Annotated in this window: 4 protein-coding genes; all 4 read right to left on the bottom strand. The window is 35.1% G+C overall.

What is annotated here, in order from left to right; all coding sequences use genetic code 11:
* Positions 1-72 precede the first annotated feature (72 nt).
* On the bottom strand, positions 73-1,491 hold the full coding sequence (locus VB620_RS18340; RefSeq protein ID WP_323197588.1) for a hypothetical protein: 1,419 nt from the start codon (positions 1,489-1,491) through the stop codon (positions 73-75).
* A 27-nt stretch (positions 1,492-1,518) separates the two neighbouring features.
* Entirely contained in the window at positions 1,519-2,406 is an 888-nt protein-coding gene (locus tag VB620_RS18335) for a hypothetical protein (RefSeq protein ID WP_323197587.1), read from the bottom strand.
* A gap of 105 nt (positions 2,407-2,511) precedes the next feature.
* Positions 2,512-5,790, bottom strand: a complete 3,279-nt coding sequence (locus tag VB620_RS18330; RefSeq protein WP_323197586.1) for a hypothetical protein — start codon at positions 5,788-5,790, stop codon at positions 2,512-2,514.
* Between the two features lie 14 nt (positions 5,791-5,804).
* Positions 5,805-7,316 (bottom strand): tubulin-like doman-containing protein, encoded by a 1,512-nt coding sequence (locus tag VB620_RS18325; RefSeq protein ID WP_323197585.1) that lies wholly within the window; start codon positions 7,314-7,316, stop codon positions 5,805-5,807.
* Positions 7,317-7,319: the final 3 nt, after the last annotated feature.

The following is a 7,319-nucleotide window of genomic DNA, read 5'->3' as shown; positions in this document are numbered from 1 at the left end:
AAATTAAGCATTCCCATCCTGAATAATCTACCTTTTTTACACTATCATTTGGCATCTGATTTAATTTTCAGACTAAAATTGTAATTGACCGATTTCTATTAATTGCCACTGTTCCCCTTTGGAAGATACCTTTGCTGGCTTAACAAGAGTAAAGTTATTTTGAGAAACTGCACTGTATCCTAAGCATTCAAAAAAGGTAGAGATAGTATAATAGTTATGTTCATTAATTTTAATACTGCCTTTAGGCACAAGATACTCGTCATTATCTTGCTTAATAATCCAATAATTACCCCGATTATTTAATTCAAGAATAGGTGCAATACTGCGACCAAGATGACGTTGTTCTGCGGTGTATTCACTTTCAGAAACAGTTGTTGCTTTGCCAGATAAAGAACGAGAGTTAAGATTATATGTAGACACTAACTGGTTATCTGAGTTAGATATACTAGCTGGTGAAGATGAATAACTGATTACTGGATTTTGTGGGTATATTGTTTCTTTCGTATTTGGTTGTATATTTGTAACATTACTATATGTAGATGAAAATCTTGCTGCATCCTGATTTTTAATATTCTGTTCTAGTTGCTTTAACCGTTCGTCAAAGCTCTTTAAAATTTTATAAAACTCATTTTGTTCTATTTGAATATTATTAATATCAATAGTTTTTTGATTATTCTTAACTAAGCCAATAATTCTACGCTGCTCCTCAACAAGAGTAATAATTCTGTAAATACAAAATATTAAGCCAATCAATAAAATTAATCCTCCAATAGTAAGAGTGAGTCGTAACTTATTTAGACTGCTCTTAATGTCTGCAAGTTGAAGTTCTGAATCCGAATTATTAGCGTTAGTGTTAGCAGCAGGTTTAAACTTATTAGGACGTACAATGCTATTATTAAGCACTGATTGCTGATTGATACTCTGCTGAAGGAGTTTAATTTCTATATCTAATTCCTGACTTTGTTTACTGGCAAATTCTTCTATTTCTTTCTGTGTTGTCTCTCCAAATTGACCATAAAAATTTTCTGATATTTTTCTTTTAGTAAAAAATCCCAAGCTTTTTTGTACTTGAGATACTCCCTCTGATGTTAATCCCTTTTCTAATGGTAAAATAACTTTATCAATCTCTGTGATTATCAAAGTTATGTTATTTTGTATATTGGTTATTTTCTCATTTTGGGGTAATGAATCAAGTTGTTTTTCCAGCTTATCAATCTTTTGTCGGATATTTTTAGAGTTGGCTTTATTTATATTTTTATCTTCTTTACTAACCAACTTAAGCTCATCATTAAAAACCTTAATTGACTCTTTTAATTCTTCCACAGATTGATTAATAGCCTGACCCTTATCAAATAATTGTTGATTTATATTTCCTGGAAGCTTTTCATTTTGAGCAAGATTATTACTACCTGTAGCAAGCACTTGACATCCCAGCAGTAAATTCATACCTAATATTAAAACTGGAATAAAACCATAAATTTTATATTTCATTTGATCAACCTATAATAATCAGAATAATCAGGAAAAACCTATAATACCTGTTTCTTGTAACTGCCATTTTTCTTCACCATCTATTAAAGATACTTTAGCAGGTTTTATCAGCATCATTTTGTCAGATGAATTTTGATCATAGCCTCGACATTCAAATAATGTTACTACGGTTTCATAGCTATTTTTATTAATTTTTTGTTTTGGTTTAAGAACTAAGTATTTATTATCAATAATCCAATATTCTCCTCTACTTCTATGATTGCGCTCAAAAAATGCCGGTGTTTGACTCCCAGTCATACGCTGTAATTTACTACTTTCTGTTTCTGAAACTTCTATTTTCTCAGGAAAATCACTTTGTTGATTGTAATTTTGTACCAAATCAGTTGCTTCTGGAGTATCATTTATGCTGCTAATATCGTCACCTATTAATAAATCATTATCTATTTCACTAACTTCTAATTTTGTCTCTGAATCAATAGTGGGTTGAGTATCTTCTTGATTTGAATCGGCAAGATGAGCAGGAACATTCAAAGGTAATTTTTCATTTATCTGTTGCAAAGTCGAAAGTATATCTGGTAAACACTGAATATTAGATAAATGCTGGGTGTTAGAGGATATTTCTTGTAAAGATTTTTCTACCGATAAATACTTTAATGGCGGTTGATTTTGTTTAGTGACTACTTTTAACTGCTGTTGAAGGGATGAATTCCGCTTTTTTAATTCCGAATAGTCGTGTTTATAGCTTTCCCAGACTTTTTTTGCTGACTGTAATCTTTGTTCTTCCCTTTGTTGCACCTCTGAATTTTCTACCAAGTCTTGTGAGTAGGGAGTAAGTAGCCAATGGCATTTTGAGCAAAATTCAACCGCACCTTCAATATATTCCTGTCCACATACTGGACATTTTAGCTGTACCATTACTAACCTCCAAGATATCTTTCTCTACAGTTGATTTAGGAGATGATTGGGGCGAATAAAATCGCCCATTTATGCTTCTTTTGAACAATTAACAAAAAAGTTGTTTTACTGGCTTGACCACTCCTTACCTAAAACTCTAAGCAATGCCTTTAATGCGATAATGAAAGGAGGTTCTTCTCGGATATCTTCAACATTACCTTTAATGGCGTTTAAAGAATTTCTCAATTCTCTTTCTGTAGCTCGCCATAACTTTTGATTGTAATCTGGATCAGGATCATCTGGATATTCCTTTAATTCATAGCCTTTTAAAGGTTTAATCCCATCAATTCCTAACTCATCCAAACTAGCATGGAAAGCATTAAGAAATAATTTTAACTGAGTTAATTCAGGAATTTCGTATTTACTAATGCTTTTACCTTTAAACTCTAAGCGTTCTTGCCAACCAAATTTCTCCCCACTGATTGTACAATCTTCACCAGCAATTATAGGATCTTTTTCCTTCTTACCTAATCCTTGTAATTTCCTGTCTTTCAAAACTAGACCACAAGCGGCTTCATCTTTAGGATTTTGACTAAGGCTTGTAAGTTCTTCTGTATCAGGGAAACCAGATGCAATACTCATCATGCGACTGAGTAAACCATTAATTTCTGAATTGCGGTCAAACTCACCACCTTCAGCCAGCCAATTCAACAACCGAGAAGCATTTCCACCAATATAAACTGGAGTAATTTCATCAAGAGAGTATTTACCCTCTTGATGTAGAACTGAGAGAATCTGACCAACATAGAAGTACAACCCACATACACCAATTGCCATCAGGCTAATTAGTCCTTGGAAGTCCTTATCTTCCTCAAATTTATCCCGTTTTATTTCTAACCAATTGGTAGCTTCAAGACGCATCCAAACATCGAGTTTCGCATTGAAAGCATAGCCCTTTAGTTTTGTCCAGTCCTTCGTATCTTTGGTATTAGTATCCAACTTTTTGAGGAAATTAGGATTCATCTCAATGAATTGAGAGAAGAGATGACTACCTGCTAATAAAACTGAACATTGATGCAGTAACTGATCATCTTGCCAAATAGAAATATCTGATGTCCCACCACCCATATCAATACAAGTGGTATTTACCAGATCATATCCTTCTTGCTCTGCAAAATACTGGGCAACTGCTAAACTTTCAGTGCGAAAATAAGTAGAATCATCTTTAGCAGGACTGTTCTGGATAATTCCTGTTTTTGCTGCTAATTCCTTCGTTAATCTTTGCCAAGTAATGGCATAGTTCTGTTGTTCTTTGGGGGAAAAAGCTGAAGGAAATGATAAAGACCACTGAATCTTTTTTACCCCATTTTTAGCTGCGATTGCAGCAATATGTAGTGCTAGATGTTTAAGAAATAGCTGGTTATCATTAAGGTTAGTAGTTGTCCACTTTAAATTAGTTTTAATCCATGTTTCTTGAGGGGCAAAATGTTGAAGATTAGGAACGTAAAGACGACCATCAAAAATAGGGATTACTTGCTCATCTTTAGCCTTTTTTGCACCCCTAGTTGTTAATACAGTGGACATAGGGAAAGGTTTATCAATGGGAATAAAACTTTCGGGAATAAAAAATTCAAACAAAACAGGAAAGCGAGTGTCAATAGAAACATCTGTAATTTTTTTATGTAGGTTTTCTAACTCCAGACGTTCTACAACTCTATCATTTTTGTTGACATAAACATTAGTAAAGGAAGTACCAAAATCTATACCAACCACCCATTCTCCTGTCAAAGTAACTTTTTCTGGAGTAGGTAGCAGAATCAAGCCAATGGTGTTTGTATAAGTATCTTTACACTCAATCAAAGCAGGAAATTCTTCTAAACTAACTACCTGATAAGAGCCTTGTCCTTCCTTGAAGGTATGAGTATTTTTAGCTGTGGGGAAACTAATTTGGAATGTTTCTTCTCCATATTCAGCATCGTAGTAAAAGCCGTAATATTCCTTCCAACCTTCAGCACGGAAGTCAGGCCATACCTCTAAAACAGGCACTTGATAAATTATATTTTCTTCGTCTAGATAATAGTCTTTAACTAAGTAGAAGTTTTGCGGGGCTTTTTCACCTTTAACACCATATAGAGGTAAGGTTAAAGTTACACGAACTTGTGAACCTCCAGCACCGTTATTAACCAGTTGTAATTTCAGCTTTTTAGTTAAATCTTCTGGTGTGAAGTAGTTCAACAAAATTGGATTAAGAGGAATCAGAGGAGTAATATTTCTATTGTTAAATACTAGGGTTTGAGTTCCTTCTGGAAGTAAAGCCCCTGGTAAAATTCCCTCTTGGTCTATAAATTTCAATTCTGGTAAAAATAAATCTTTCGATTCCAGACAAATTACTTTTCTACTCTTATTCCATGTTTCTATATCTTCAGGTCGAAAAGCTGCTAAATTTTTACCCTCATAAACGCAAATGTTTTGCTGTGGTTCATTCCAAGCAGTAGCAATTGATGCATCAATTATCAGCAGTGGGAGAACATTCTGTTTAACTAAACTGGGAACAATCCTAACGTTAGATTCTCTAGACTCTGCCTTAATAGGTAAATTGAGAGCAGCTAAAGCCCCTCGATTTAGTTCTACTTCAAAATATGCAGGATTATCACTGAGTCTAAAGTTAGTTGTAGCGGTGACACCTAAGCTGCTAATAAAGTTATTAACTAAACCAACAATTCTGTTTATAGCTTGACTATCACCGTTATATCTTCTAATTTCTTGGCGGAGATTATCTAACCAAAACACTAATTGAGATTTTTCGGTGTCGTTGAGATAATTGTGTAGCGGCTGGAACTGTAATGTGTTAGCATTCCACCAAGGTAAACCTTCCCATTTTCCTTGTTCAGACGGCGCAACTAAGGTACTAGGAGAACTCATTCCTACAGGTTGATTATTCCAAGTAAAAATATATAAGTCTTCCCAAGGATGTTTACCATTATTGAAGGTGTAGAGTCTATTACCATCATCTGGTAAAAGTTCATAAAGAGAATGAGCAAAGACATGAGAATCTTTTTTTGTCCCCAGTTCTAAAAGTTGAGCTTTAATGGAAAAACCGCGCACTTCTGCTAATGCTAAAGCGGCTAACATTCCTTGCCACTGAATAATCATTTGTTCCCGAATGGGATAAGCATCATTATGTAATGCCATCTCCATCGACAAAGGACGCGCCCAAATTGTAGGAACAGAACTAACGCTTTTAACCTCTCCTGGTGCTTTGTAATCTAAGCTGGAGGCAACATCATTAAAAGCTTTTGGTGGCTGAGAATCCCAATTACCAGGATTCCCTGCTTTCACATCACATTCGTCTTTGAGTTTTGGTAGCAATAATGCAGATAAATTGCTGGTATATGCGCTAGTCATGATAATATTTCCTTCTATAATCGGCAAACAAGATATAAAGCTTTAGCCAGCCCCGCTATGCCTTGCTTTGGTAGACTAATAACTTCAGGATTCAACCGTTCTTTTAGTTTTTGAACGGTATCTTTAGATTTTTGATTTTGTTCTCGACTATCGCCCTGTCCAACAATTAAATTTGATAAATTTTCAGGATTAATCACACCTTTAAGATTGCCAAAATGTTGAGTATTAAATAATTGTATTTTTTCATCTCGACATTGATGAATCTGCGACATCCAGCGTAAATAATCTTGACACCAAGAGGTAATTAGTTCGATGGCATCCTTTTGCTCTGGGTCATTAAAGTCTGCATTATTATCTCGATTTCTGCCAAAGATACCCCGCTCAACTGGAAAGAATTTGACGAACCAAGGAGCACCTATTCTGAATTTGTTTTCGCCAATTTCTTTGGCTCTTATTAATTCTGGGACAATATTAGATAACCAAACAAAAGCAAAGCGAGTGGCATTAACTAATTCTGTTAATACTTCTCTTTGGTCGGGGATATCTTTCCAGATCAGATTTTTTAAACTTTCCCGATTAATTAAAACAACAGTTCCTTCTCCGGGAGGTGTTTTTAATAAAAATTGTCGCGCAGCTAATGCGGCATACATTTCAATAAAATGAGGGTCGTTGCGTTGAGTGTTTTTACCAACACTAAATACTTTAACTGGGGATAAGTTTTGATTGCCGAGTAGATAGACTGTATTAAAGGTATCTTGTGCCTGACTGCCGTAATAACGTAGTGCGGCTTCTGTGTTGAGTAAAAACTGCTCAGAACGGGCATAAACTTTTTCTGCATCTTCTCCCAAAGTAGGGGTAAAGCCAAAATAAGGCAGGACAAATAAGCAACCAATATCCACTTTTTGTCTGATCTTCAGAGTTTCTAACTTATTGTGAATTAAACGCCCAATGGTTGGTAATCCTGAAGCTCCTGTACCTCCAAAAATTGACCCACAGAGAAACACTTTTGGGCGTGTTCCTGCTCCTGTATCTGTTTGAATTTGATTCATTAGTCTGCCCCATGAGTCAGACATATCTAAAGCATTTAGTTTTACTTGACTCATGACGGCTGCACCAATGGCTGGTCTACCACGAAACCCTACATCTAAGTTAGCGTCACGCTCATCTGAAGTATATAGAACATCAAATAAATTACCTAATGCTGGTTCATCCTGTTTAAGGTTGTTGTATTCAAAGAATGAGCCAAGATTTTTATTGACACTGGTGTTAGCAAAAGGCGACCATAAACCAAAGGAATCAATTTTGGTTTTCATCCAGGGATGCTTATCCCCTATTTTTAAGTTTTGACATTTTTGATAAATGTCTAAGCTTTTGAGCGCCCGATCTAAATTTCCGTTAGTCTCGTCAGCATCAACAAATAATATATGTAGAGTTTCTTCGCTGAATAAACCTATAGCTGCTAATTGAATAATAGCTTCTATACACTTAGCTCCTGTACCACCAATCCCAATTATATAAAGTGACATTTT

The organism is Nodularia harveyana UHCC-0300, assembly GCF_034931085.1.
GTDB classification, from domain to species: Bacteria; Cyanobacteriota; Cyanobacteriia; order Cyanobacteriales; family Nostocaceae; genus Nodularia; species Nodularia harveyana.
This window is presented reverse-complemented; position numbering and strand designations above follow the sequence as displayed.

Bases quoted from the DNA above. Each gene is read 5' to 3' on its own strand.
- VB620_RS18340 (WP_323197588.1), bottom strand. From the start codon at position 1,491: ATGAAATATAAAATTTATGGTTTTATTCCAGTTTTAATATTAGGTATG.
- VB620_RS18335 (WP_323197587.1), bottom strand. From the start codon at position 2,406: ATGGTACAGCTAAAATGTCCAGTATGTGGACAGGAATATATTGAAGGT.
- VB620_RS18330 (WP_323197586.1), bottom strand. From the start codon at position 5,790: ATGACTAGCGCATATACCAGCAATTTATCTGCATTATTGCTACCAAAA.
- VB620_RS18325 (WP_323197585.1), bottom strand. From the start codon at position 7,316: ATGTCACTTTATATAATTGGGATTGGTGGTACAGGAGCTAAGTGTATA.